This is a genomic window from Rothia kristinae NBRC 15354 (assembly GCF_001570865.1).
Taxonomy (GTDB): Bacteria; Actinomycetota; Actinomycetes; order Actinomycetales; family Micrococcaceae; genus Rothia; species Rothia kristinae.
The window spans coordinates 45,229-69,642 of record NZ_BCSM01000008.1; the positions used below are offsets into that span (position 1 = coordinate 45,229).

At 72.1% G+C, this 24,414-nt stretch carries 19 protein-coding genes and 3 tRNA genes; 16 read left to right on the forward strand and 6 right to left on the reverse strand.

Features of this window, described 5'->3' with window-relative positions; translation table 11 throughout:
- The first annotated feature begins 79 nt into the window (after positions 1–79).
- From KKR01S_RS06210 to KKR01S_RS06225, 4 genes are all read left to right on the forward strand, one after another.
- Positions 80–152: transfer RNA gene (locus KKR01S_RS06210), tRNA-Glu, on the forward strand.
- 76 nt (positions 153–228) lie between these two features.
- Positions 229–302: transfer RNA gene (locus KKR01S_RS06215), tRNA-Asp, on the forward strand.
- 75 nt (positions 303–377) lie between these two features.
- A tRNA-Phe gene (locus tag KKR01S_RS06220) sits at positions 378–450 on the forward strand.
- Between the two features lie 74 nt (positions 451–524).
- Positions 525–1,367 (forward strand): gamma-glutamyl-gamma-aminobutyrate hydrolase family protein, encoded by an 843-nt coding sequence (locus tag KKR01S_RS06225; RefSeq protein WP_061225567.1) that lies wholly within the window; start codon positions 525–527, stop codon positions 1,365–1,367.
- A gap of 151 nt (positions 1,368–1,518) precedes the next feature.
- Here the strand turns inward: KKR01S_RS06225 and KKR01S_RS06230 are convergent, their stop codons facing one another.
- Positions 1,519–2,328, reverse strand: coding sequence for an exodeoxyribonuclease III (locus KKR01S_RS06230; RefSeq protein ID WP_061225591.1), 810 nt, complete (start codon positions 2,326–2,328; stop codon positions 1,519–1,521).
- Between the two features lie 279 nt (positions 2,329–2,607).
- Between KKR01S_RS06230 and KKR01S_RS06235 the strand changes: the two genes are divergently transcribed.
- The 9 genes from KKR01S_RS06235 (at position 2,608) to KKR01S_RS06275 (ending at position 13,503) form a co-directional block, all read left to right on the forward strand.
- Positions 2,608–3,882 carry a hypothetical protein gene (locus KKR01S_RS06235; protein WP_061225568.1) on the forward strand — a complete coding sequence of 425 codons (1,275 nt, stop codon included), beginning with the start codon at positions 2,608–2,610 and terminating at the stop codon, positions 3,880–3,882.
- 178 nt (positions 3,883–4,060) lie between these two features.
- Entirely contained in the window at positions 4,061–5,722 is a 1,662-nt protein-coding gene (gene pelF, locus KKR01S_RS06240; protein WP_224799766.1) for a GT4 family glycosyltransferase PelF, read from the forward strand.
- A 92-nt stretch (positions 5,723–5,814) separates the two neighbouring features.
- Positions 5,815–6,912 (forward strand): putative glycoside hydrolase, encoded by a 1,098-nt coding sequence (locus KKR01S_RS06245; protein WP_061225592.1) that lies wholly within the window; start codon positions 5,815–5,817, stop codon positions 6,910–6,912.
- Positions 6,913–7,000: 88 nt separating this feature from the next.
- Positions 7,001–7,960, forward strand: a complete 960-nt coding sequence (locus KKR01S_RS06250; RefSeq protein WP_061225569.1) for an SDR family oxidoreductase — start codon at positions 7,001–7,003, stop codon at positions 7,958–7,960.
- A gap of 60 nt (positions 7,961–8,020) precedes the next feature.
- The gene (locus KKR01S_RS06255; protein ID WP_058731070.1) at positions 8,021–9,145 is read left to right on the forward strand and encodes a 3-hydroxyisobutyryl-CoA hydrolase; all 1,125 of its coding nucleotides are present in this window, start codon (positions 8,021–8,023) and stop codon (positions 9,143–9,145) included.
- A gap of 67 nt (positions 9,146–9,212) precedes the next feature.
- Entirely contained in the window at positions 9,213–10,025 is an 813-nt protein-coding gene (locus KKR01S_RS06260; protein ID WP_081101603.1) for an enoyl-CoA hydratase, read from the forward strand.
- 503 nt (positions 10,026–10,528) lie between these two features.
- On the forward strand, positions 10,529–10,765 hold the full coding sequence (locus KKR01S_RS06265; RefSeq protein WP_058731071.1) for a hypothetical protein: 237 nt from the start codon (positions 10,529–10,531) through the stop codon (positions 10,763–10,765).
- A gap of 383 nt (positions 10,766–11,148) precedes the next feature.
- On the forward strand, positions 11,149–11,544 hold the full coding sequence (locus KKR01S_RS06270) for an SIP domain-containing protein (protein ID WP_061225570.1): 396 nt from the start codon (positions 11,149–11,151) through the stop codon (positions 11,542–11,544).
- A gap of 210 nt (positions 11,545–11,754) precedes the next feature.
- Positions 11,755–13,503 carry an L-aspartate oxidase gene (locus KKR01S_RS06275; RefSeq protein WP_061225571.1) on the forward strand — a complete coding sequence of 583 codons (1,749 nt, stop codon included), beginning with the start codon at positions 11,755–11,757 and terminating at the stop codon, positions 13,501–13,503.
- Positions 13,504–13,529: 26 nt separating this feature from the next.
- On the opposite strand, the gene KKR01S_RS06280 is transcribed toward KKR01S_RS06275, so the two are convergent.
- Genes KKR01S_RS06280 through nadE form a run of 4 tightly spaced genes read right to left on the reverse strand, consistent with a single transcriptional unit; the run spans position 13,530 to position 17,893 of the window.
- On the reverse strand, positions 13,530–14,609 hold the full coding sequence (locus KKR01S_RS06280; protein ID WP_081101606.1) for a Gfo/Idh/MocA family protein: 1,080 nt from the start codon (positions 14,607–14,609) through the stop codon (positions 13,530–13,532).
- Complete coding sequence (locus tag KKR01S_RS06285; protein ID WP_061225572.1) at positions 14,606–16,393, reverse strand: AMP-binding protein; 1,788 nt, start codon at positions 16,391–16,393, stop codon at positions 14,606–14,608. Before KKR01S_RS06285 ends, KKR01S_RS06280 begins: the two co-directional genes overlap by 4 nt.
- Positions 16,390–17,019 (reverse strand): HdeD family acid-resistance protein, encoded by a 630-nt coding sequence (locus tag KKR01S_RS06290; protein WP_061225573.1) that lies wholly within the window; start codon positions 17,017–17,019, stop codon positions 16,390–16,392. The genes KKR01S_RS06285 and KKR01S_RS06290 overlap by 4 nt, the downstream gene beginning before the upstream one ends.
- A gap of 43 nt (positions 17,020–17,062) precedes the next feature.
- A complete protein-coding gene (gene nadE, locus KKR01S_RS06295) occupies positions 17,063–17,893 on the reverse strand; it encodes an NAD(+) synthase (protein WP_061225574.1) in 831 nt (276 codons plus the stop codon).
- A 281-nt stretch (positions 17,894–18,174) separates the two neighbouring features.
- On the opposite strand from nadE, the gene KKR01S_RS06300 reads away from it, so the two are divergent.
- Positions 18,175–19,371: an acyl-CoA dehydrogenase family protein gene (locus tag KKR01S_RS06300; protein WP_061225575.1), complete on the forward strand. Its 1,197-nt coding sequence runs from the start codon at positions 18,175–18,177 to the stop codon at positions 19,369–19,371.
- A gap of 42 nt (positions 19,372–19,413) precedes the next feature.
- Here KKR01S_RS06300 and KKR01S_RS06305 read toward each other — a convergent pair whose 3' ends face one another.
- Positions 19,414–20,970, reverse strand: coding sequence for an FMN-binding glutamate synthase family protein (locus KKR01S_RS06305; protein WP_061225576.1), 1,557 nt, complete (start codon positions 20,968–20,970; stop codon positions 19,414–19,416).
- A 222-nt stretch (positions 20,971–21,192) separates the two neighbouring features.
- On the opposite strand from KKR01S_RS06305, the gene KKR01S_RS06310 reads away from it, so the two are divergent.
- Both KKR01S_RS06310 and KKR01S_RS06315 read left to right on the forward strand, forming a co-directional pair.
- A complete protein-coding gene (locus KKR01S_RS06310) occupies positions 21,193–22,599 on the forward strand; it encodes an anthranilate synthase component I family protein (RefSeq protein ID WP_058743539.1) in 1,407 nt (468 codons plus the stop codon).
- 139 nt (positions 22,600–22,738) lie between these two features.
- A complete protein-coding gene (locus tag KKR01S_RS06315) occupies positions 22,739–24,406 on the forward strand; it encodes an SLC13 family permease (RefSeq protein ID WP_058730610.1) in 1,668 nt (555 codons plus the stop codon).
- The last annotated feature ends 8 nt before the right edge of the window (positions 24,407–24,414 follow it).

Consider the following 24,414-nt stretch of genomic DNA (forward strand, 5'->3'; position numbering starts at 1 on the left):
CGGGGGAGTGATTGGCGCGGTGCGCCCCGCCCCCGTATGCTGGTGTCTGCTTCGGCGCGGGTGGACCGCGCCGGTCCGGGCCCCCATCGTCTAGCGGCCTAGGACACCGCCCTTTCACGGCGGCGGCACGGGTTCGAATCCCGTTGGGGGTACTGCAGATCACACGGCAGTGGATTTGCCCGGCGGAGGGGGTTCCGGTAGGCTCTTCTCTCGTTGGAAAAACAACAAGGCCCTGTAGCGCAGTTGGTTAGCGCGCCGCCCTGTCACGGCGGAGGTCGCGGGTTCAAGTCCCGTCAGGGTCGCTCAGGCGGCGTATTCCTCCCGGTCACACCGGGGGTGAGGCGCCGTCGCGGCATATCCGGTACAGGATGCGCCGAGGCTCTGTAGCTCAGTTGGTAGAGCGTACGACTGAAAATCGTAAGGTCACCGGATCGACGCCGGTCGGAGCCACCGAAGACCGCCCCGTAGGCTTCTATGCGGGGCGGTCTTCTCGCATCTCTGAGGGGTCTCTGGAGGGACGCAGTATGAGCGAGGGGACCGGGCGCCGGCCCGTCATCGGGATCATCACCAACCTGGAGGCCGTCGCCCACTACCAGTTCCCGGGCTACCCGCGGATCACCGTCAACGAGGACTACCCCCGCTCCGTCGCGGCGTCCGGCGGGGCGCCCTTCCTCATGGCGCCCTCCCCGGATCTGTCCGTGCTCCCGGCTCAGCTGGACGCCCTGGACGGGTTGATCCTGGCGGGCGGGGTGGACGTCGACCCGCAGCGCTACGGCCAGGATCCGCTGATCGGCTGCGGCCCGGTGGACCCGGTGCGCGACGCCTACGAGCTGGAGGCCCTGCGCTTGGCGGGAGACTCCGGGCTGCCGGTGTTCGCGATCTGCCGCGGCATGCAGCTGGTCAACGTGTTCTTCGGCGGAACCCTCGTCCAGGACCTGCGCTACGCCGGCACGACCCAGCAGCACAGCTCCACCGGCAACCCCGCCCTGGGGGTGCACGCGATCGACGTCGAGCCGGGCACGTTCCTGGCCGAGGCCCTGGCCGAGGCGCGCACCCAGGATCCGGGAGCCGCCGGAATGCGCCGCGTGGGGCAGCCTGGGACGGGCACCGACGGTGAGGCTGGAGACGACGGCGAGCACCCGGCGTCGGCCCTGGTCAACTCGTACCACCACCAGGTCATCGACCGGCTCGGGGAGGGTCTGCGGGTGTGCGCCCGCGCCCGGGACGGGGTGATCGAGGCGCTGGACTGCCCCGGGGATCGGATGGATCTGACCGCGGTGGAGTGGCACCCGGAGATGATGTCCCGCGAGGACGCGCTGGCCCAGGCCCTGTTCACCCGTTTCATCCGCCGCACCACCCCCAGCTGACCCCGCCCCGCCTCCCGGCTCCGATCCGAGGGTTTGGGAGGGGCTTCGGTGTGCGGGAGCCCCGAGGACGCTCCCGAACACCGAAACCCCTCCCCAACGGTTCCTCCGGGGGGGGAGGGAGGGAGAGGGAGGCGAGGCTGGGGCGGCGCCGTCAGTCCTGGTAGTCCACGACGACGGGCAGGTGGTCGCTGGCGCCCTTGCCCTTGCGCTCCTCGCGGTCGTAGAAGGCGCCGGTGACGCGCTCGGCCAGGGCGGGGGAGCACAGCTGGAAGTCGATGCGCATGCCCTCGTTCTTCGGGAAGCGCAGCTGGGTGTAGTCCCAGTACGTGTAGTCCTTCTCGCCCTGGGTGTAGGGGCGGGCGACGTCGCTCAGGCCGGCCTCGTCCAGGAACGCGGCGAAGGCCTCCCGCTCCGGGGCGCTGACGTGGGTCATCCCGTTGCGGCGGAAGAAGTCGATGTCCCACACATCCCCGTCCTCCGGGGCCACGTTCCAGTCCCCCACCAGCGCCAGCGGCAGCCGCGGGTCCTCCGTCAGCCACCCGCGCACGTCCTCGCGCAGCACCTTCAGCCACTCCAGCTTGTACGCCATGTGCGGGTCATCCAGACCGCGCCCGTTGGGCACGTACAGGCTCCAGATCCGCACGCCGCCGCAGGTCGCGCCGATCGCACGGGCCTCCTGCACCGGCTCCTGCCCGGGCTTGCCGAAGGCCGGCTGCCCGGGAAAGGTGCGCTGCACGTCCTCAAGACCCACCCGGGAGGCGATGGCCACCCCGTTCCACTGGCTCAGCCCGAAGTGCGCGACGTCGTAGCCCAGCCGCTCGAAGACCGCGAAGGGGAAGGACTCGTCCTTGGCCTTGGTCTCCTGGATCGCCAGCACATCCGCATCGGAGCGGTCCAGCCAGGCCTCCACGCGGTCGGTGCGGGCGCGGATCGAGTTCACATTCCAGGTGGCGATTCTCATGCGCACCACCGTACCCACAACCGCTCCGCCCGGCCGCCCGACGACGGCCCCGGCGCCGCCGCGGAGCTCGCTCGCGGGCGGTCGGGCGGCCCGCGGCTCGAAGGTGAGCTCCGGCATGAACCGGTGCCGGGTCCCCGCCCCCGGTGTAGGGTGACGGACAAGCGGCCGGGGGGGCCGCTTCTCATCGTCGGAGTCGGCGTCCGCCGCTCTCCGGCGCCGCGACCCGCGGGTGAGACCGCGGAAGAGCTATGGGGGTAGCTTGTGTCATCGGGCATCACTGTGCCATCTCGTCATCAGCAGGGAGATCCGCCCTCCCGGTCCACCGAGCCGGCGCCCGCCTCGCGGGCCCGCACCGGGCTGCAGCTGCTGCTCTACCTCTCGCCGGTCATCCTGCTGAGCACCATCTTCCCGCTCGTCTCGCCGCGTCTGGCCGCGGCGCAGCTGGGCGGGCAGCAGCTGAGCACCGTGGTGCTGGCCAGCAGCCTCACCGTCCCCTGGCTGAGCCAGATCGGCTGCCTGCCGATCTACCGGAGCCTGGGTGACCTCATCGAGGCGAAGGACCGCGCGGCCGTCACCGGGCGCTTCGCCCAGCACTGGGCGCGCACCTTCGCGCTGAGTCTGCCCGTGGTCGCGATCTTCACCGCGCTGGCGGGGCTGCTGCTGCGGTGGAGCCCGACGGCGCTGCTGGCCTACGCGGCGCTGATCTGCCTGCATCTGGTCTTCGTCCAGTCCCTCGTCCCGGGCAATGTGCTGCAGCGCAAGGGCGTGTGGGCCGCGGCGTGGCTGGCCTACGCTCTGGCCCTGCTGGCGATGCCCACCGTGTGGTGGCTGCCCCCGGTGCTGGGCACCGTGACGCAGCTGGTCTTCCTGCGCGCCGCCCTGCCGCAGGTGCGGGCGCTGCGCTCCCCGGGGGCGCTTCCGGCGCTGCGGGATATGGTCCGCGGCGCGCTGCTGGGCTCGGTCCTGTGGGCGGACAAGCTGATCCTGTTCCTGGTGGTCGGCCCCCGGATGGACGTGGTCGCGGTGTTCCTCGCCCTGCTGCCGGCGATCCTCGCGTACAACTGCTACTTCCAGCTCTACGCCCCGGGGGTGGACCGCGCCGTCGGACGCCTGCGCACGGCCATCCACGGGGAGCCGTATGCCGCGATGACCCGTCGCTCCGCCCAGCTGTCCGGAGCCGTGGAGTCCGCGGTGCGCCGCACCCTGGCGATCGGGGCGGTGGGGGCCATCCCGACGGCGCTCGTGCTGGGGGCGGCGCTGCCCGGGTCCTTCCCGTGGGGACTGAGCGTGCTGGCGGCGTCCTGGCTGTTCATGACCGTGACGCTGCTGACCTACCAGCTGGATTACATCGGGCGGCGCGTCGGCGCCCAGGTGCTCTGCGCGGTGCATCTGGCGGCCTGCTGCCTGGCCCTGGCGCTGCTGGGACCGGCCGGGGCGTATCCGGTGCTGATCGGGGTGGACGCCGTCCTGGCGGTGGCCGCCTACGTCGGCTACCGGCGGGTATGGTCCGTGCCGGAGTACACGCTGTTCTGGCGCCAGGCCCTCGCCTGGTGAGCCCGCCCCGCGCACCGGGAGGGGAGCCGGAGCGCGGCGGGGGTCACCTGCCGGCGTTTCCGAGGAACGCGCGATCCACGGCGCCGGGACGCGGCGCCACCGGCGGCCCGCTGGGGGCCGCACATCAATCATCGTCTGGGGGACGGATATGCAGACTGGAACACCGAGGCAGCCGCGCGTGCACACGTCGAGCGAGGACTGCGAGGATGTGGACGTCGCCATCATCATGGAATCGACCTACCCCTTCCTGAAGGGCGGGGTCTCGGCGGTGGTGCATGACATCGTCACCATGAATCCGGACATCTCCTACGGGATCATCCACATCGCCTGGGACTCCGCCGCCCCGAGCGAGGACCTGTACGGGATGCCGGAGAACGTGCGGTGGGTGCGGCTGATCCACCTGTCCATGGAGGAGCATGCGCAGGACTTCAAAGCCGCGGGAGCGCGCGCCGTCGGGATGGACCGGGGGCAGCGTCGGCGGGTCTCCGGCTGGTTCTTCGACGGGATCCGGACGCTGGCGCGCACGGGGGACCCGGAGCCGCTGTGGCGGCTCTACGACGCCGGATTCAACCCGCGCACCCGCACCATGGAGGCCTGGCGGGTGCTGGGCACGCAGGAGTTCATGACGGCGGTGCGCGAGCGGCTGTCCGGGCTGGGTCTGTCCCTGTCCGAGACGTTCTGGCTGGTGCGGGACTTCATGTCCATCCTCTATGCGCTGCTGGCCGAGACGATGCCGCGGGCTCGGGTATACCACGCGCACACCACCGGGTACGCGTCGCTGGTCGCGGCGGCCGCGGCCCGGGACCACGACGCCGCGTTCCTGCTCACCGAGCACAACCTCTACGTGCGCGACACCGTCAACACCCTCCTGGGCCGGAACATGGCCCTGCCGGTGCGCACCGGGGACTACCGGGACTTCGAGGCGGTCACGCCCGTGCAGCGGGCGTGGATGGCCTGGTGGATCGAGATGGGCCGGTTCTGCTATCCGAGCACGGATCGCATCACCTACCTGTACCCCAAGGCGCTGGAGGAGGCGCGGGGACTGGATGCTCCGGTGGATGACCCCGGGCGGGTGAGCATCCTGCCCAACGGGACGGTGCTCTCCGAGTTCAACGAGCAGTACGCCCTGCGCCTGGAGGAGACGCAGCGGATCGCTGCCCTGACCCCGGAGGGGGCCGCCCGACGCACCTGGAAGCTGGTGTTCATCGCCCGCGTGGTGCCCATCAAGGGGCTCGCGGACCTGCTGGATGCCCTGCACCTGCTGATCTCCCGCGGGGTGGAGGACTTCACCCTGGATGTGCTGGGGCCCACGGATCACGTGCCGGAGTACTACGAGCTGTGCCGGCAGAAGATCGAGGAGCTGCACCTGGAGCGGTGGGTGAGCTTCCGCGGCACCGTGGACGTGCGGGCGCAGCTGGGCCGTTACGACCTGCTGCTGATGCCCTCCTACAACGAAGGCCAGCCTGTGGTGGCGCTGGAGGCGATGAGCGCGGGCATCCCCGTGATCGGCTCCGACGTCGGCGGGATGTCCCAGCTGATCGACGACGAGCTGACCCACCCGGACGGTCGCACCTGGCAGGGGTGCGGGGTGCTCACCCGGCCCGGGGACGCGCCGATGCTGGCCGATGCGGTGGCCGGGGTGATCTCGGATCCGGCGCGGTACGCCCGTCTCGCGGCCAGCGCCCGGGGACGCGTGGAGGGATTCTTCCAGCTGTCGGACGTCATGGCCCGGTACAACGACCTCTATCGGGAGCTGGGCGGGTTCCCGTCCGTGGAGCAGCGGGTCCTCTCCGGTGAGCTCAGCGGCCAGCGGGCCCGCCGGGCCCTGGAGATCCGGTGAACCCGGGGAGGGGGGAGGCGAGGGGCGCGCCCGCCGGCCACCCGGGGCAGTTCCCTCCGGCCTTCCCTCCGGGGCGGTTCCGCCCCGACGCGGTGGATCCCGGGCCTGGGCCCGGCTCCCGAGCGGCGTGGGTCCGCTACGGCGGCCCGATCCCCCGGGAGCAGCTGGAGGCCGCCGTCGGACGCTACGCGGTGGCGATCCTGCAGCCCTGGGAGACGGGGGCCGCCGCGTACCTGCGGGAGCGCAGCCCGGGGACCCTGCTGCTGAGCTACAAATGCCTGTCCTCGGTTCGCGATTACGAACCGGGCCCGGTCTTCAGCTCCGGGGTCTCCCGCCGGGAGGCCGAAGCCGAGCGGGAGGGCGCGTGGTTCGCCCGTCGGCGGGATGGCTCGCGCATCCAGTGGAACGGCTACGGCGGGCACTGGCAGATGCGGGTCTGGGACCCGTCCTATCGCCGCCGGTGGGTGCGCAACGTGGTCGAGGAGATGCGCGGCTCCCCCTTCCACGGCGTCATGGCGGACAACGACGTGTTCGATGACTACTACGGTCTGGGCCTGCCCCTGCGCGATGTGGAGACGATGGCGCAGATCCGGGCCGGGGTGCAGACCCTGGTGGAGGAGGCGGGGGTCGCGCTCAACGGGATCGGACGGCTGCTGGTGCCCAACATCGCCGAGTCGCGGCGGGAGGAGGGGCGGTGGGAGCGGCACAGCGCCTACGGCGGGGGCTTCGAGGAGGTGTGGCTGGGGTGGTCCCCGGAGGACTTCTTCGACCCGCCCACGGTGCAGGCGCAGATCCCGCCGCTGCGCGGGGACCGGCTGTGCATCGCCCGGGTGCCGGCCGCCGGGCGGGAGGATGCCGCGCGGCTGCGCTACGCCGTCGCCGCACTGTGGGTCTTCGGCGGGGGCGGGCGCACGGCCGTGACCGCGACCGCCCATGACGACTACTCCGGTGCGCCGTTCCTGCCGGAGCAGCACTGGGAGCTGGGGGCCGCGGTGGGGCGCGGGCATCGGCGCGATGCCGTGTGGTCCCGCCGCTTCGAACAGGGCTGGGCCGCCGTGAACTTCCGGGCGGGGGCCCGGCGGGCCAGGGTCCGGGTCCCCGCCGGGCTGGTGGATGCCGCGGGGGAGCCGGCCCCGCGGCGCGTGACCCTGCACCCGCAGGAGGGGGCGATCTTCCGCCGTCCCCGGTAGGGTGGCTGTGATGGGCGGCACGCCGTGGGCGGGCTCGCCTGCCGCCCCGGCAGCGCCGTCGGGGCGAGCCGCTGGAAGGAGCCCCACCGTGACCGAATCCGCCGCCGCACCCTCAGCCCGCGCTGCTGACGCGCTTGGCCCGCCCTCGCCCTACCGGGCGGACCTGCTGGCCGGGCAGCGCATCCTGCTCACCGGCGGCGGCACCGGCCTGGGCCGCGGTGTGGCCGAGCAGCTGGCCGCACACGGCGCGCACGTGCAGATCTGGGGCCGCCGGGAGTCCGTGCTGGCCGACGCCGCGGAGCAGATCACCCGGGGGATCGCGGACCGGCCGCACCCCGGCGTCGTGACCTTCCGATCTGTGGATGTGCGGGATGCCGAGGCCGTGGAGGCCGCGGTGCAGCGGATCTGGGAGGAGCACGGTCCGCTGACCGGGGCGATCAACAACGCCGCCGGGAACTTCATCTCCCCCACGGAGAAGCTCTCCCCCCGCGGCTTCGCGGCGATCACGGACACCGTGATGAAGGGCTCCTACCATGTGACCCACGCCGTCGGGCGCCGGTGGATCGAGCAGGGGCTGCCCGGGACCGTCCTGTCCACCCTGGTCTCCTGGGTGCACACCGGCTCGGCCTTCGTGGTTCCCAGCGCGATGGCGAAGTCCGCGGTGCTCGCGATGACCAGGTCCCTGGCGGTGGAGTGGGCCCGGCACGGGATCCGCCTGAACGCCGTCTCCCCGGGGGCCATCCCCACCGAGTACACCTCCGTGGTGCTGGGCTCGGGGCGGCGGGTGCGCGGGGACATGACGGATCTGGACGCCGTGCCGGCCGGGCGCGCGGGCACCGTGGCGGAGTTGGCGAATCTGGTGATCTTCCTGCTGTCCGACGCCTGCGAGTACCTGACGGGGCAGAACATCGTCATGGACGGGGCGCAGATGCTCGCCGGGCCCTCCACCTTCTCCCCGCTGACGGCCCTGTCCGAGGCCGACTGGGCGGAGATCGCCGCGCAGGGCAAGGCCGCGGCCGCCGCGTCCAGATGCCAGCGCGAGGGCTGAGCGGCCGCGCCTCGAACCATCCACCACCGCACAGAGCATCGGGAAGGGAAACCGCAGTCGATGAGCACCACCGCACCTGCAAGCGCACCGGAGACCGAGCCCACCGTCCTCGTCGAGACCCGGGGGCATCTGGGGATCATCACCCTGAACCGGCCGCGCGCCGTCAACGCGATGGACACGGAGATGGTGCGCCGCACCGACGCCGCCCTGGACGCCTTCGCCCGGGATGATGCGGTGCGCGCGGTGCTGCTGCGCGGGGCGGGGGAGCGCGGATTGTGCGCGGGCGGGGACATCCGGGCCCTGCACCGGGCGTGCACCGAGGACCCGGAGCAGGGCTTCGCGTTCTTCCGCGCCGAGTACGCCCTGGACCTGCGCATCGCCGAGCACCCGCAGCCGGTGGTGGCGTTCATGAGCGGGCTGGTGCTCGGCGGCGGCGTCGGGGTGTCCGCGCCCGCGCAGGTGCGGGTGGTCACCGAGACCACGCGGATCGGGATGCCGGAGACCGGAATCGGCTTCTCCCCGGACGTGGCCGGCAGCTGGCATCTGGGCCAGGCGCCGGGGCGCACGGGGGAGCTGTTCGCCCTGACCGGGCGGCACGGGGACGCCGCGGACGCACTGTACCTCGGGCTGGCCGATGCGTACGTGCCGGAGGAGAGGCTGGCGGAGCTGGCCCGCGCGCTGGAGTCGGTGGCGGATCCGGAGCGGGTGGCCGACGTCGTCGAGGGCTTCGCCGTCGAGCCGCCGGTCTCCGGGCTGGAGGAGGCCCGGGTGTGGGTGGACGAGGTCTTCGCCGGGGAGACCGTGGAGCAGATCCGGGACGGGCTGATCCGCCGGGTGGAGCAGGTGCCGGAGGATGAGCTGGCGGCCCAGGCGCTCGCGGCGATCCGCCGCAACAGCCCCACCGGGATGAAGACGGCCCTGGAGGCGCTGCGCCGGGCCCGGGAGATGAGCATCGCGGCGACCCTGGACCAGGATTTCCGCACCAGCGGGCACGCGATCCTGGGCCACGACATGGCCGAGGGCATCCGCGCCCAGGTGGTGGACAAGGACAGGAACCCCCGGTGGGAGCCGGCCACCCTGGAGGAGGTCACCCGGGAGGCGGTGCTGGGGTTCTTCGCCCCGGTGCCGGGCCAGGCGGATCTGGGGCTGGAGGAGGCCCCGGAGGAGCCGGCCGAGGGAGCCTGAGGGTCGGTGAGGCGGGCCCGGTGAGCCGCCGGGCCACGGCGGCGCCGCGACGGAGGAGGAACCCGAGATGAGCGAGGAGCGGGAGATGAGCGGGGAACGGGAACAGCAGGCGGAGCCGGTGGTGCCGACCGAGGTGCGCGACGGCGTCGGGCTGCTGCGGCTGAACCGGCCGAAGGCGCTGAACGCGCTGAACGCCGAGGTGATGGACGCGGTGGTGGAGGCCGCCGAGGCGTGGGAGGCGGACCCGCAGGTGCGGGTGATCGTGCTGACCGGGTCGGAGAAGGCCTTCGCCGCCGGGGCGGACATCAAGGAGATGGCGGGCAGGAGCTACCCGGAGATGCTGGCCGCGGACTGGTTCTCCCGGTGGCGGCGCTTCGCCGGGGTGCGTCTGCCGGTGGTGGCCGCGGTGAACGGCTACGCCCTGGGCGGCGGGTGCGAGCTGGCGATGATGTGCGACATCCTGGTGGCCGGGGAAGGCGCGCGGTTCGGGCAGCCGGAGATCACCCTGGGCGTGATCCCGGGGATGGGCGGCTCCCAGCGGCTGACCCGCGCGGTGGGCAAGGCCAAGGCCATGGACATGGTGCTGACCGGCCGGATGATGGACGCGGCGGAGGCGGAGCGGGCCGGTCTGGTCTCCCGCCTGGTGCCCGACGACGCCGTCCTGGACACCGCCCTCGAGGTGGCCCGGACGATCGCGGCCCAGTCCCGCCCGGCGACGATGATCGCCAAGGAAGCGGTGGCCGCGGCCTTCGAGATGCCCCTGGAACAGGGCCTGCTCTTCGAGCGCCGGGCCTTCCACGCGCTGTTCTCCACCCGGGACCAGAAGGAGGGCATGGCCGCCTTCGCCGAGAAGCGCAAGCCCCGCTTCGAGGACCGGTGACCGGGGCGGGGGTGGTCCGGATAGGACGGGCCGGTCCGGGCCGCCCGTCCGCCGACGCCGACCCGGCGCATTCGTTCCCTCTTGCGGCCACCACTTCGCTGACTCGGCGCATCCGTTCCCAGATTTCGTGTTTCCGGGAACGGATGCGCCGTCTCGCGGAGGGCCGGGTACGAGAGCGCCGTCTCGCGTCCGGACGGGCCTCATCCCCCATCCCCCTCACCGACCCGGCGCATTCGTTCCCACCCGGGAGCACCCCTTTTGCTGACCCGGCGTTTTCGTTCCCGGATTCCGCGTTTTCGGGAACGGATGCGCCGCCTCGCGGAAGGGGCTGGGAACGGATGCGCCGGGTCGCGGAGGGCGGCGGCGTCGGTACGGGGGGGGGCATCGGGGTGACCGTGCGGTTTCGACGGGTGGCGCGGGGTGCCGCATAGGTGAACGTCATCCGGAACACACCGGTTGCTAGTGTGGGGGCCTAGCCCCCCGATGAATCGAGGAGAGCCAAGATGTCCGCAGAATCCCGCCGTCACCACAGCGACGAAGGCCACCGGCCACCGCAGGAGACCCCGCGCGAGAACGCCGGGCACAACGCCTACGACTTCCTGGACGGGTCCAGCGGCAGCGAGTTCATGACCGGGCCCAACGTGCAGCGTCGGGAGTCCGAAGGCCGCGGGGCGCTGTTCGGCACGATCGCGGTGCTGGTGCTCGCGGTCGTCGTCGTACTGGTGCTCATCCTCCGCTGATCCCGCCCCCGAGCGTCGAGTCATCACTTTCGACCGAAAAACCGCGGATTTCCGGTCGAAAGTGATGACTCGCGGAGCCTGCCTCGACGAAAGTGATGACTCGGCGCGGACGTTCTCTCCCGCGGCACCTCCCTCGCCGACCCGGCGCATTCGTTCCCGGATTCCATGTTTTTGGGAACGAGAGCGCCGTCTCGCGGGAAGGGGCGGGAACGGATGCGCCGTCTCGCGGGAGGCCGGAGGCGTCAGAGGCAGGGGAAGGGTCGCACGGGGCGCGGCACCCTCCCCTCAGCTCCGACACTTCGTCAGTAAGTTAGGCAAGGCTGGCCTAAGCGTGAGGTTCGCACTACCGTTGCGGTGTGATGTCCCCGTCGATGAGGAACCCCATGCAGCATGAGGCACCGGTCCTGCTGGCCGGCAACCGCTCCGACATCGACCTCATGGCGGAGCTGATCCGCCAGCTGCCGCCGTGGGTGCACGGGCAGGTGCTCGTGGAGGTCCGGGAACCCGCCCACATCGAGGAGCTCGAGGTCCCCGCCGGACTCGCCGTGCACTGGCTCGTGCGGGAAAGCGCCCAGAGCCCGACGCCGCAGCCCGGCGCCAGACTCATCGACGCCGTGACCGCCTGGGTCGCCGAATGGGTCCCCGCCGAGGGATCCGACGACCCCGGCCCCGAGCTGATCTGGGTGGGCGGCAGCGACTGGCCCGAGGTCACCGGCCTGTGCCAGGACCTGATCCACCGCCACACCCGGCTGCACCTGCACCACGCCGACGTGTTCTGACCGGCAGCCCCAGGTGATCCGCAGGCCCCTTCCACCCGGAACCCGGACCCCGGAATCAGGAACCAGGACCCGGAACCCGCCCCCACCCCGCCTCCAGACCCCCACCACCAGCCCCGACGGCACCCCGGGCCCGCGCGCCGTCGCCGCCGACGCTGCGGCCCACGCCCGAAACCACCCCCAACCCACCACCCCCGAACGAAGGAGTTCGCCATGAGCCTGGACCAGGCCGCCCAGGAGCGTCACGTCAGCACCGAGGTGCTCGTCATCGGCACGGGAGGCGCGGGACTGCGCGCCGCCATCGAGCTGTCCGAGCTGGGCCGGGACGTGCTGGCCGTGGGCAAGAGGCCCAAGGCCGACGCCCACACCTCCCTGGCCGCCGGCGGCATCAACGCGGCCCTGGCCACCATGGACCCGGAGGACTCCTGGCAGCAGCACGTCGCGGACACCATCCGGGAGAGCTACGGCCTGGCCCACCCGGATATCGTGCAGATCGTCACCCAGGGGGCCGAGCAGGGCATCCGGGACCTGGAGCGATACGGCATGAACTTCGCCCGGGAGGAGGACGGGCGGATCTCCCAGCGCTTCTTCGGCGCGCACACGTGGCGGCGCACCTCCTTCGCCGGGGACTACACGGGCCTGGAGATCCAGCGGACCCTGATCCACCGGGCCGAGCAGCTGGAGATCCCCGTCCTGGACACCGTGTACATCACCCGGCTGCTGGTCAACGAGGACGGCGCGGTCTTCGGCGCGTACGGCTTCGACCAGGAGACCGGCCTGCGCTACGTCATCCAGGCCGACGCCGTGATCCTCGCCGCCGGCGGGCACAATCGCATCTGGCGGCGCACCTCCTCCCGCCGCAACGAGAACACCGGGGACTCCTTCCGCCTGGCCGCAGAAGCCGGGGCGAGGATCCGCGACGCCGAGCTGGTGCAGTTCCACCCCTCGGGGATCCTGGAGCCGGAGGCCGACGCCGGGACCCTCGTCTCCGAGGCGGCCCGCGGGGAGGGCGGGATCCTGCGCAACGGCCTGGGGGAGCGGTACATGGCCCGCTACGACGCCGGGCGGATGGAGCTGTCAACCCGGGATCGGGTGGCCCTGGCCGGGTACACCGAGATCAAGGAGGGTCGCGGCACCGCCAACGGCGGGGTGTGGCTGGATATCTCCCACCTGCCTCGGGAGGTCATCATGGAGCGGCTGCCGCGGGTGTACCACACCCTCATGGAGCTGCAGATGAAGGACGTCACCAAGGAGCCCATCGAGATCGCGCCCACCGCGCACTACTCGATGGGCGGGGTGTGGGTGGCCCCGGAGGATCACGGCACCGGGGTGCCGGGACTGTACGCGATCGGGGAGGCCTCCTCCGGGCTGCACGGGGCCAACCGGCTGGGCGGCAACTCGCTGATCGAGCTGCTGGTCTTCGGGCGGATCACCGGGCAGGCCGCCGCCCGCTACTCCGAGCAGCTGCGGGTCCAGCGGCGCAGCCCCGAGGCCGTCGAGGCGGCCCGCCGGGAGGTGCAGGAGCTGCTGGCCGCCGACGGCGAGCAGAACGTGCGCGCTCTGCAGCGGGACATCCGCAACATCATGACCGAGCACTGCGGGGTGGTCCGGGATGAGCAGGGCCTCAGGCAGGGTCTGGCCGAGCTGGACGACGTCGAGCGTCGGGCCTCGGACATCGGGGTGCACCCGGATCTGGCCGGGTACTCCGAGCTGTCCCACGACTTCGACCTGAAGTCCTCGATCCTCGCCGCCCGGGCCACCCTGCAGCGCGCCCTGGAGCGGCGGGAGACCCGCGGCTGCCACAACCGCTCGGACTACCCGCAGCAGGACCCGGATCTGCGGGTCAACATGATCTGGTCCGCGGACGGGACCGTGACCCGCGAGCAGATCCCGCCGGTCCCGGAGGAGATCCGGGCCCTGATGGGCGGGGAGGTCTCCCAGGAGGGCAAGCTCGTGGAGTAGCCGGGTCCGGCGTCGTCGGGGGTGCGCTACTCCAGGCCCGGGTAGCGCACCCCGATCTGCTCGCGGATCGCATCCAGCCAGGCCATCTGCCGCACCGAATCCGCCCACGGCATCACCGGGGATTCGGTGAGCCCCTGCTGGATGCAGCGGGTGGCCTCGCGCATCTCGTAGACGTAGCCAAGACCCACCGTCTCCACACGCTCCTCGCGCACGGCACCGGAGGCGTCCGTGACCGTGAAGGAGGCCGGCCGGTGCATCGGCGAGCCCACCTCCAGCACCCCCTCCTGCCCGGAGATCACGGCCCGGCGCGGCCCCTGGGAGACCAGGGACAGGGTGATCTGCGCGGTCGCGGCACCGCCGGGGGCGTGGTCGAAGGCCGCGGTGATGCTGGTCAGCGCGTCCACGGCACCGCGCCGGATCGCGCTCGCGGTGAACCCGGTGGGCTCCCCGAAGGCCAGCCAGGGCCAGTGCAGCCCGTAGCAGCCCATGTCCAGCAGAGCTCCGCCGCCGGCGTCCTCGCGCCACAGCCGGTGCTCGACGTCGGCCGGGCCGCGGAAGCCCAGATCGACCTGCGCCCACCGCGGCGCGCCGATCTCCCCGGCGGCCAGCACCTCGGCGATCCGCGCGCGGATCGGCAGAAACCGGGTCCACAGCCCCTCCATGAGGAACAGTCCGCGCTCCCGGGCCAGTTCGACGACGTCGCGGGCCTGCGCCGCGGTGATGGTCAGGGCCTTCTCGCACACCACGTGCTTCCCGGCCTCAAGGGCCGCCCTGATGTGCTCGTGGTGCTGCCCGTGCGGGGTCGCGATGTAGACGACCTGCACCTCCGGGTCCGCCAGCATCCGGCCCATTCCGTCCGGTCCGCCGTAGGCGCGGGCCACCCCGAACCCCTCGGCGAAGGCGCGCGCGGGTTCCTCGCTGCGGGAGGAGACCCCCACCAGGCGGGCGTCGGCCAGCAGGGCGATCTCCGGGGTCACCTTCCGGGCGATCGCCCCCGTGGAGACGATGCCCCAGCCGAGGGTGCGCCCGGTGGCGGTGCGGGGGTCGCTCGCGCGCGGATCGGGTGCGCCCGGCTCGGCGGCGGCTCGTGCGGTCTCGGTGCTCATCGGCGTCTCCTCAGTCCGGGGAAGTCGGCCTCCGCGTACTCGGCGGCCTCTCCCGGGGCCGGGGTGCGCTCGCCGTCGGGCCCGTGCAGGCGCTGCTCGCGCTCGCGCAGCTCCACGCGCCGGATCTTCCCGGACACGGTGCGCGGCAGGGCCTCGGCGAACTCCAGGCGGCGGATCCGGGCGTAGGGGGCCAGGCGCTCACGGCAGTGCGCCAGCACGGATTCGGCCAGCTGCGCCCCCGCCTGCGCGTCGGCACCCGGCAGCACGTACACCTTGGGCACGGCCAGACGCACCGGGTCCGGGGAGGGCACGACGGCGGCCTCCGCGACCTCGGGGTGCTCCAGCACCACGGCCTCCAGCTCGAAGGGGGAGAGCTTGTAGTCGCTGGCCTTGAACACGTCATCGTCCCGGCCCACGTACGTGTACAGCCCGTCCTCGTCCCGGCGCATCACGTCCCCGGTGCGGTACAGCCCGTCCCGCAGGGTCCGCTCGGTGCGCTCCGGGTCCCCGACGTAGCCGGTCATCAGGCCCACCGGACGCGGGTCCGTGCGCAGGCAGGCCTCCCCCTGCCCGGGCCCGGTGATCAGCTGACCGGTGGACGCGTCCAGCAGCTCGACGTCGAAGCCCGGAGCGGGACGGCCCAGCGCCCCGGCCTTCAGCGGCATCCCCGGGGTGCTGGCGATCTGCACGGTGGTCTCGGTCTGCCCGAAGCCGTCCCGGATCTCCACGCCCCAGGCCTTCTGCACCCGGGCGATCACCCGGGCATCCAGCGGCTCCCCGGCGGAGACGGCCTCCCGGGGCGGGGTGCGCAGCCGGGTCAGGTCCGCGCGGATCAGCATCCGCCACACCGTCGGCGGGGCGCAGAAGCTCGTCACGGACTCCCGCTCCATCACGGCCATCAGCGCGGCGGCGTCGAAGCGGGAGTAGTGGTGCACCAGCACCGTGGCCTCGGCGATCCACGGGGCGAAGAAGTTGGACCAGGCGTGCTTGCCCCACCCGGGGGAGGCCACGTTCAGGTGCACATCCCCGGGGCGCAACCCGATCCAGTACATCGTGGACAGGTGACCGATGGGGTAGGAGGCGTGGGAGTGCTCCACGAGCTTGGCCCTGCTGGTGGTCCCCGAGGTGAAGTACAGCAGCAGCGGGTCCTCGGCCGGCGTCGGCTCCAGGATCTCCAGGTCCGCAGACGCCGCCCGGGAGTCCTCGTACGCGGCGTGCGGGTGGGTCCCGGCGGGGGAGGTAGAGCGGGTGGCGGCCTCCGGGCCGGTCTCGATGACGGTGAACTCGCCGTCGACCTCGGCGAACTTGCCGACGCTGCCCGGACCGACCACGACCCAGGACACCTGCCCGCGCTCCACCCGGTCCTGCAGGTCCCGGGGACCGAGCATCGTGGTGGTGGGCAGCAGGACCGCCCCGAGCTTGGTCCCGGCGAGCATCGTCTCCCACAGCTCCACCTGGTTGTCCAGCATCACCAGGATCCGGTCCCCGCGGGCCACTCCCAGCTTCCGCAGCCACACGGCCACCTGGGAGGAGCGCTCGGACATCTGCCGGTAGGTGATCCGCTGGGAGGAGCCGTCCTCCTCCACGATCACCAGGGCCTCCTGCTCGGCCCGCTCCGGGGTGGCGGCGACGGCGTCGAACCAGTCCAGGGCGAAGTTGAAGTGCTCCGGGCGCGGCCACCGGAAGGCAGCCCGGGCGGCTTCCAGATCCTCGCGCAGCTCCAGCAGCAGGTCCCGGGCGGCCCGGAACTCGGCGGCCCCGGGGCCGGTTGGAGCGGCGCTCACTTGGTCTCGCCCTCGATGACGTCGCCGGTGTCCAGCGGGGAGCGGGTGCGGCGGGTGCCGCCGTCCACGGTGCCGTACTGCTGGCGGAACTGCGCCTCGGCCCGGCGCAGGCCGTTGCCCACGCGGCGGAAGAGGAAGCCGGCGGCGATCATCGCGAACCCGGAGAACAGGGCCAGCACCCCGAGCAGGATGCTCAGGGCCCCGGCCCCGGCGACGGGGTTGAACAGCAGGATCAGGGCGAGCAGGATCCACAGGATCCCGACGAGCACGCCCAGGCCGCGGCCGGGCCCCGGGGTGGAGGTGGCCGCCATCAGGCTGAGCACACCGCGCACGATCAGCCACACGCCCACGATCCACACGACGGCGGTGACCCCGGCGGCCGGGACGAACAGGGCGACGATGCCGACGAGCGCGGTGAGGATCCCGGACCACAGGCCCCAGCCGCGCACGCCCCGGCCGGAGCGGGCCGCGAACACGGCCTCGGCGATGCCGGCGACCACGAGGAAGGCCCCGACGATCATGACCACGGCCATGGCGGTGTGCACGGGCCAGAACAGGGCGACCAGGCCGAAGATCACGGCCAGCACGCCGGTGACGAGGATGGTGGTGGAAGAACGGGGGATCACGGTGATGCTCCTCGACTCGGGTCAGCGGGAGCGGGTCCGCTCCCTACCGGTCATTCTTCCACCACGGGTCCACCAGGGAGACCGGGGTGGTGCGCTTGTGTCGGGTGATGAGGTAGCGGTGCTCGATGGCCTCGGCCTGCTCCTCGGTCACCTCGCGGCCCTCCAGGTAGTCGTCGATGACGTCGTAGGTGATGCCCAGCTCGTCCTCGTCCTCCCGGCCGGGGGTCGCGTCCAGCAGATCCGCGGTGGGCTTCTTGGTCCACACGGCCTCGGGGGCGCCGAGCTCGCGCAGCAGGGCCTGGTTCTGGCGCTTGTCCAGGCCGAACAGCGGGAGGATGTCCGCCCCGCCGTCGCCGTACTTGGTGAAGAACCCGGTGACGGACTCCGCGGCGTGGTCCGTGCCGATCACCAGAAGGTTCCGGTCCCCGGCGATCGCGTACTGGGCGATCATGCGCTGGCGGGCCTTGACGTTGCCCTTGGTGAAGTCCGTGAGGTCCGCACCGGTGGCCGCGCGGTAGACCCGCTCGATGCCGGTGGTGGCCGGTTCGACGTCGAAGACCAGGGAGGTCTGCGGGCGGATGAACTCCAGGGCGCGCTGGGCGTCGGCCTCGTCGGCCTGGGTGCGGTAGGGCAGGCGCATCGCGACGAACTCGGCCTCGGTGCCTTCGGAGGCCAGTCGCTCGACGGCGAGCTGGGCGAGCCTGCCGGCCAGAGAGGAGTCGATGCCGCCGCTGATGCCGAGGACGAAGCCCTTGGCCCCGGTGAGCCTCAGGTACTCGCACAGGAAGCCGACGCGGCGGTCGATCTCCTCGGCGGGGTCGATCTGCGGGCGCACGCCCATCTCGTCGATGATCTGCTGCTGGAGTTCGCGCATGGGCCCATGCTACGTCCGGGGCGACGCCACTTGAATAGTCAACCTCAGGGGTGGAGGGCGGAGTCTGCGCTCGCTGAATATTCAGCTTCCGTGGCGCTGCCTGAATATTCAGCTGCGGCGCGCGACGACGGTGCCGCCCCCCCCCGCGCTGAATATTCAGCAGCGGGTGGGAGGGGCGCGGACGTCTTCCGTGCGGAACCGGTACACGGAACGGCCAGTACCGGGTACTAGACTGTGATGCGGCCTACCCCGCATCGCCGAGCACCTCGAAGGAGAGCCCCGTGCCCGTGAACCCCGAACCCCGCTACGACCTGGAGACCCCCGAGGACCTGGACTACCTCGGCGCCTTCGCCGGAGCCACCGACGCCGACCGCGAGGCCTGGGCCGCCGCCCGCGCCTACGGCCGGGAGATCCTGCCGCGGATGAACGAGGCCTGGCAGAACGCCGAATACCCTCTTGATCTGGTCGCCAAGATGGGCGAGGCGGACCTGCTCACCGACGGCTTGGACATCCCCGGGCACCGGAAGCTCTCCCCGCTGGGCGCCGGACTCGTGAACATGGAGATCTCCCGGTGGGACGGCTCCATGGCCACCGCCCTGGCCGTGCAGGGCGGGCTGGCCCTGCGCTCCATCGCCCTGTTCGGCTCCGAGGAGCAGAAGCAGCGCTACGTGGAGGACCTGGTCACCGGGCGGGTGTGCGGCGCCTTCGCCCTGACCGAGCCGGAGCACGGCTCGGACTCCGTCTCCCTGGAGACCGCAGCCGTGCGCGACGGCGACGAGTACGTCATCACCGGGGAGAAGAAGTGGATCGGCAACGGCGCGGCGGGCGGCATCACCGTGGTCTGGGCCCGGGACGAGGACGGGGACGTGCGCGGTTTCATCGTCCCGCAGGACACCCCCGGCTATGAGGCCGAGGTGATCACCGGCAAGGGCGCGCTGCGCGCGATCGACCAGGCCCGCATCTCCCTGAACGGGGTGCGGGTCCCGGCATCGAACCTGCTGCCCGGGGTCACCCGCTTCAAGGAGGTCTCCGCGGTGCTCGTGGAGACCCGCGTCGGGGTGGGCTGGTCCGCGCTCGGCCACGCCGTCGCCGTGTTCGAGGCGGCTCTGGCCTACTCGCGCCAGCGCGTGCAGTTCGGCAAGCCGCTGGCGAAGTTCCAGATGGTCCAGGAGCGGCTGGTGGAGATGCTCTCCGACATCACGGACATGCAGCTGATGAGCGCGCAGATCGCCCGCCTGCAGACCGAGGGGATCCTGCGGGATCAGCAGGCCAGCCTGTTCAAGGTGCACAACACGGTCCGGGCCCGCAGGGTCGCGGCCACCGCCCGGGATATGCTCGGCGGCAACGGGATCCTGCTGGGGAACCACGTGATGCGTCACGTCGCGGACATCGAGGGCATCCACACCTACGAGGGCACCGAGTCCATCCAGCGGCTGATCGTCGGACGGGACATCACCGGCCAGTCCGCCTTCGCCTGAGTCCGCGCACGACGACGCCCCGCAGGCCCGGATCCCGGGGGCTCAGCTGCGGGGGTGGTGGCGGCGGGGCACCGCGAAGCTGTCCGCATCCGCCCGCTCCCAGCGGCGCATCCAGAACTCGGGGGCCGTGCCCTCCACCAGGGAGCCGGGCTCCAGCCAGTCGTAGAGCTCCTCGTAGGACTGCGTGTGGGTGGAGTCGATCCGGTGCATCACGTGCTCCGGGCCCAGATCCCTGAAATCGGAGAGCCCCATCGAGGCGAGGATGCGCCGGGCCGAGCGCATCACGCCCGCGTGATAGGCCCGCACCCGCTGGGCCTTGTCCTCCACATCCACCCCGCGGGACAGCCACGGATCCTGGGTGGCCACCCCGGAGGGGCAGCGGTTGGTGTTGCACCGCTGCGCCTGGATGCACCCGGTGGCCATCATCATCCCGCGCGCGGAGTTGGTGAAGTCCGCGCCCAGCGCGATCCGGCGCACGACGTCGGCCCCGCCGACCACCTTCCCGGCCGCCCCGATCGCGACTCGGTCCCGCAGCCCGGCACCCACCAGGGCGTTGTGCACGATGATGATCCCGTCCGTCAGCGGCACCCCCACGGAGTCCTCGTACTCCACCGGTGCCGCGCCGGTGCCGCCCTCGGAGCCGTCCACGGTGATCCAGTCCGGGGTGATCCCGGTGTCCAGCATGGCCTTGCACAGGGAGAGCACCTCGATGCGCGAGCCCACACAGAATTTGATGCCCACCGGCTTGCCGTCGGCCCCGCGTCGCACCCGGTCCACGAACTCCAGCAGCTCGCGCGGCGTGGAGAACTCGGGGTGCGCGGCGGGGGAGATCACGTCCTGGCCCATCGGGACCTCGCGGGTCTCCGCGATCTTCCGCGTCACCTTCGACGCCGGCAGCACTCCGCCGATCCCGGGCTTGGCGCCCTGGCTGATCTTGATGAGCACGCCCTTGACCTGCGGCAGGGCGGCCTTGCGGGCGAAGACCTCGTCGTCGAAGCGTCCCTCCTCGGTGCGGCACCCGAAGTACCCGGAGCCGAACTCCCAGATGATGTCCGCCCCGTGCTCCAGGTGGTACTCGCTGAGCCCGCCCTCCCCGGTCTCCTGGGAGAACCCGCCCAGGGCGGCGCCCTTGTTCATGGCCAGCACGGCGTTGGCGGACAGGGCGCCGAAGCTCATCGAGGAGATGTTGAACAGGGAGATCTCGTACGGTCGGGTGCAGTCCGGTCCGCCCAGGCGCTGGCGCGGCTCCTCCTCCATCACGGGCACGGGGGACATGGTGTGGCGCAGGTAGTCCTGTCCCGGCTGGAGGACCTTCCGCTCCGTGCCGAAGGCCTGCTCCCCGCCCAGGCCCTTGGCGTACTGGTAGATCATCGAGCGGGTGTCGCGGTCGAAGGGTCGACCGTCGTAGCTGCTCTCGATGAAGTACTGCTGGATCTCCGGGCGGATCCGCTCCATCGCGAAGCGGGCATGGCCCAGGAGGGGGAAGGTGCGCAGGATCGAGTGGCGCGGCTGCAGGGCGTCCCGCACGGCCAGGCCTGCGAGTCCGGCCGCGCCGGCGGCGGCTGCGGAGCGGACGATGCGACGGGAGAGCGAGGCCATGGGGCTCCTCCTGAAGTGGTGGATAGCGGCAGTATGTGTGCTGCGCTTCAGCCTATGCCCGCGGGCCCGGCCGAGCCGTCGGTAGGATCGCAGGGACTCCCGACCCGCCCCCCCCAGGAAGCGAGGAACCATGGCACCGCGCCCCTTCCCGCCGGAGGTCTTCGCAGTCCTCCGCGGGGAACCGACCCCGCAGGGTCGCGCCATCGCGGCGGGTTGCGGGCGGTGAGCGACGCCGTCCGGGCGCATGAGCTGCCCACGGGCCTGAGCGCGCAGGAGCTGGCGCCCATCATCCTCCTGGACCGTGGGCCCTCATCCGCCGGTTCCCCGGCCGACGTCGAGCGGGTGGCCTGGTGGCTGGACACCTCCGCCACGGGATCGGGGTGGAGCGCCCTGGGTGCTGCGGCATCCGAGGATCTGCGCACCGGAGCGGGCTTCGCCGTACCCGCCCCGCAGGAGCCTCCCGCTCCCGTTCCGGGGCTGCCGGAGGACGCTCCGGCCCTGCACGGCGGAGCGGTCGGCTTCCTCGGGTACGAGGCCGCGGCGGATCTGGAGGACTTCCGCGCAGACTCCCGGCCCCCGCGCGCGGCGCCCACCCCGGACTCCTGGTGGGTGCGGGTGCGCCGCCACGTCCTGGTCGACCACCGCACGGGGCGCGCTTGGGCCGTCGGAGACCCCGCCTGGGTCCGGAGGATCGCCGATGCGGTGCGCGACGCCGTCGATGGAGCAGAACCGCAGGCGGCCTTACCGTCGGCCCTGGGCCGCTGGGCCGACGTCGTCCTGCCCGCCCCGGACCGCACCGGGTACGAGACCGCCGTGCGCGCCGCGCTGGCCGAGATCCGCGACGGGAACTCCTACGAGGTCTGCCTCACCGCCGAGACGAGCGCGACGCTGGCGGGACCGCTGAGCCTGCCGACGGCCCTGGGCCTCTACCTCGCCCAGCGCCGGGCCAACCCGGCCCCGCACGCGGCCTTCCTGTGGGGCGGGGATTTCGCGGTGCTGTGCTCCTCACCCGAGCGGTTCCTGCGGGTCGCGGCCGACGGGTGGTGCGAGGCGAAGCCCATCAAGGGCACCGCGGCCCGCAGCGCGGACCCGCAGGTCGACGCGGATTGCGCCCGAGCCCTGGCCGCCGACCCCAAAACCCGGGCCGAGAACCTCATGATCGCGGACCTGATGCGCAACGACCTCTCCCGGGTCTGCCACCCGGGCAGCATCCGGGTGCCGGTGCTGTTCGGGGTGGAGACCTACGCCAGCGTCCACCAGCTGGTCTCCACCGTGCGCGGGAGGCTGCGCCCCGGGCGCACCGCGGCGGACCTGCTGGCCGCGTGTCTCCCGCCCGGGTCCATGACCGGGGCGCCCAAACCGCGGACCCTGGAGATCATCGACCGGCTGGAGGGCCGGGCCCGCGGGATCTACTCCGGGACCCTCGGGTGGATCGGCGCGGACGGGACGGCGGACCTCGCCGTCGTGATCCGCACCCTCGTGCTGACCCGCGGCGAGGACCCGGAGGCGACGACGGCCAGTATCGGCGCCGGCGGAGCGATCGTCGCGGACTCGGACCCGGCGGCCGAATACGAGGAGATGCTCGCCAAGCTGCGCGCCCCGCTGCCCCCGGGCTGGCGGATCGGCTGACGCGGATCCCAGCTACCCGCCCCGAAGCGTCCGTCGCGGCTCGGCGCGGCGTCGTCACGAGTGGGTCACACGGCGGGGGGACGGCTAGGGTCGGTGGCACCGATCACTCAGCGTCGAGAGGAAGGTCAGGTCCGCCGCCATGGAGCATCCGCACGTCACCGGGGATCACCTGCGCAGCTACGAACCGAACCCCACCCAGGCCATCGGCCAGGTGCAGCTCTCCCGGGGTCAGCGCAGCCCCGCCGTGGAGCGCGGCGAGCGGACCAAGCGCCTGCTCGGCCTGATCGGCGGGCCCGTGCTCGCCGTGCTGGTCTGGTTCCTGCTGCCCGCCGATCAGATGCCGGACTCCGCGCGGCTGACCGGCGCCGTCGCCGTGCTGATGGGCGTGTGGTGGATGACCGAGGCCCTGCCGATCCCCGCCACCGCCCTGATCCCGCTCATCGTGTTCCCCATCTTCGAGGACGGGGTGAAGTTCGACGACGTCGGCGCCTCCTACGGCAACAACGTGATCTTCCTGTTCATGGGCGGATTCCTCCTCGCCCTGGCCATGCAGCGGTGGAACCTGCACCGGCGCATCGCGCTGCTGACCCTCAAGGTCATGGGCACCAAGCCCTCCGCGATGGTCGCCGGGTTCATGATCGCCACCGGATTCCTGTCCATGTGGGTCTCCAACACCGCCACCGCCGTGATGATGCTGCCCATCGGCGTCTCCGTGCTGACCCTGGTGCTGAACATCGGCAAGGAGCAGACGGCCTCGGCCTCGACGGCCGACGCCGAGGGGCAGGCGGACTCGGGGCAGGCCGCGGAGGAGCCCGGCTTCGGCGGGGAGCCGGGCGAACCCCAGGACGAGGCGCAGCGGGAGATCATCAAGTCCAACTTCGGCACCGCCCTGATGCTGGGCATCGCCTACGCCGCCTCCATCGGCTCCCTGGCCACCCTGATCGGCACCCCGCCCAACACGCTGCTGCGCGGCTACATGGCCGACACCCACGGCATCGAGATCGGCTTCGGGCACTGGATGCTGGTCGGGGTCCCGCTGGCCGTCGTCGGGCTGGTGATCTGCTGGTTCATGCTCACCCAGGTGCTGTTCCGTCCGGAGATCAAGGAGATCCCCGGGGGTCGGGAGCTGATCCGCCACGAGATGCAGAAGCTGGGGCGCATGAGCCGCGGCGAGATGCGGGTCCTGGTGATCTTCGTGCTCGCGGCCGCCGCGTGGATCGGGGTGCCGCTGATCTGGGGCAAGGAGGCGCCGATCTCCGACGCCGGCATCGCCATCGCGGTGGGGGTGCTGCTGTTCCTGATGCCCGCCGGGGCGAAGAAGGGCGTGCGCCTGTTGGACTGGGACACCGCGGTCAAGCTGCCGTGGGGCGTGTTGCTGCTGTTCGGCGGCGGTCTGGCCCTGTCTGGGCAGTTCACCTCCTCCGGGCTGACCGAGTGGATCGGGCAGAAGGCGGCCGGGCTGGAGGGGATCCCCGTGGTGCTGATCGTGGCGCTGGTGGCCTGCCTGGTCCTGTTCCTCACCGAGCTGACCTCCAACACCGCGACGGCGGCCACCTTCCTGCCCGTCGCCGGCGGGGTGGCGATGGGCATGGGCCTGGAGCCGATGCTGCTGGCGATCCCCGTGGCCCTGGCCGCGACCTGCGCCTTCATGCTGCCGGTGGCCACCCCGCCGAACGCCATCGCCTACGGCTCCGGTTACGTGACTATCGGGCAGATGGTCAAGGGCGGATTCTGGCTGAACCTGATCTTCCTGGTGCTGGTCACCGCGACCACCATGACCCTGGCGGTCTGGGTCTTCTCCCTCTGAACCCTGGT

Bases quoted from the DNA above. Each gene is read 5' to 3' on its own strand.
- KKR01S_RS06225 (WP_061225567.1), top strand. From the start codon at position 525: ATGAGCGAGGGGACCGGGCGCCGGCCCGTCATCGGGATCATCACCAAC.
- KKR01S_RS06230 (WP_061225591.1), bottom strand. From the start codon at position 2,328: ATGAGAATCGCCACCTGGAATGTGAACTCGATCCGCGCCCGCACCGAC.
- KKR01S_RS06255 (WP_058731070.1), top strand. From the start codon at position 8,021: ATGAGCACCACCGCACCTGCAAGCGCACCGGAGACCGAGCCCACCGTC.
- KKR01S_RS06260 (WP_081101603.1), top strand. From the start codon at position 9,213: ATGAGCGAGGAGCGGGAGATGAGCGGGGAACGGGAACAGCAGGCGGAG.
- KKR01S_RS06265 (WP_058731071.1), top strand. From the start codon at position 10,529: ATGTCCGCAGAATCCCGCCGTCACCACAGCGACGAAGGCCACCGGCCA.
- KKR01S_RS06270 (WP_061225570.1), top strand. From the start codon at position 11,149: ATGCAGCATGAGGCACCGGTCCTGCTGGCCGGCAACCGCTCCGACATC.
- KKR01S_RS06275 (WP_061225571.1), top strand. From the start codon at position 11,755: ATGAGCCTGGACCAGGCCGCCCAGGAGCGTCACGTCAGCACCGAGGTG.
- KKR01S_RS06280 (WP_081101606.1), bottom strand. From the start codon at position 14,609: ATGAGCACCGAGACCGCACGAGCCGCCGCCGAGCCGGGCGCACCCGAT.
- nadE (WP_061225574.1), bottom strand. From the start codon at position 17,893: ATGCGCGAACTCCAGCAGCAGATCATCGACGAGATGGGCGTGCGCCCG.
- KKR01S_RS06305 (WP_061225576.1), bottom strand. From the start codon at position 20,970: ATGGCCTCGCTCTCCCGTCGCATCGTCCGCTCCGCAGCCGCCGCCGGC.
- KKR01S_RS06315 (WP_058730610.1), top strand. From the start codon at position 22,739: ATGGAGCATCCGCACGTCACCGGGGATCACCTGCGCAGCTACGAACCG.